A 1,156-nucleotide genomic window follows, 5' to 3' on the forward strand; every position below is an offset into this window, starting at 1 on the left:
ATATTATATACTTCTTTTTATTTATGTTTAATTATATATTAATTAATTCAAACTTTGATATAATGGTAGCTAGAAAGTGTATTTTCTAGGGGGAAGTTATATGGAGATTCTAAATTGTAATAACTACTATTTATCTGATTTATATGAAAATAGTTTAAGTGAAAATGAAAAAAAAGCTTTGGGGATTTATTATACTCCTAAATATGTAATAGATTATATTGTTAATAAGATTTTGACAGAACATGATTTTAACAAGAATCCATCTCCTAAAATATTGGACATGTCTTGTGGGTGTGGAAATTTTTTACTAGAGGTATATGATGTTTTGTATAAAAAGTTTGAAGTTATAAAAAATGATATTAACATTGAAAATATACATGAACATATAATTAAAAATTGTATATATGGTATAGATATAGATCAAAATGCAGTAAATGTTTTGAAATATTCTTTGAGGAATAAAGAGATAGATTCATCTACTACTGATAAATTTAATATATACTGTTTTGATAGTTTGATGTATGAAGGAATAGATGATACTTTGAAAGAAATATTCTGGGATGAGAAGTTTGACTATATAATAGGAAATCCTCCTTATATAGGACATAAAAATTTGACTATGAAATATAAAAAGCAATTAATAAAAAATTATGGTGACGTATATAAGGATAAGGCAGACATTTATTTTTGTTTTTATAAACGTATAATTGACTTACTTAAAAAAAATGGAGTTGCAAGTATAATAACTCCAAGATATTTTTTGGAAAGCACAAGTGGAGAGAATTTAAGAAACTATATCATTAATAATGTTAAGATTAAAGAAATTATAGATTTTAATGGATTCAATGTATTTAAAAATGCAAATGTAGCAAGTTGTATATTTACCATGGAAAAGTCAAAATATATAGATTCGAGTTTCGATTTTTATAGGATTACCAACTATAATATTAAATTAAAATTTATAGATGATATCAAATCAACTCTAAAGTTTAGTGACTATTTTACTAAAATACGTATGAATCAAAGTGATATGAGTGAAAAGTGGATTATAGACAAAAAGGAAAATGTAAATTTATATAACATTATAGAAAAAAGCTGTAAATATAAGCTAAAAGATATATGTATAAGTTTTCAGGGAATTATAACTGGATGTGAT

The 1,156-nt window shown here is 23.1% G+C and carries 1 protein-coding gene; it reads left to right on the top strand.

Annotated elements, in window-relative coordinates; all coding sequences use genetic code 11:
- Nucleotides 1–100: 100 nt before the first annotated feature.
- Nucleotides 101–1,156: HsdM family class I SAM-dependent methyltransferase (locus RWY47_RS03100; RefSeq protein WP_316030233.1), on the top strand; the 1,056-nt coding region annotated here is incomplete at its 3' end.

Origin of the sequence: Paraclostridium sp. MRS3W1 (assembly GCF_032465715.1) — a bacterium.
Lineage (GTDB): Bacteria > Bacillota > Clostridia > Peptostreptococcales > Peptostreptococcaceae > Paraclostridium > Paraclostridium dentum.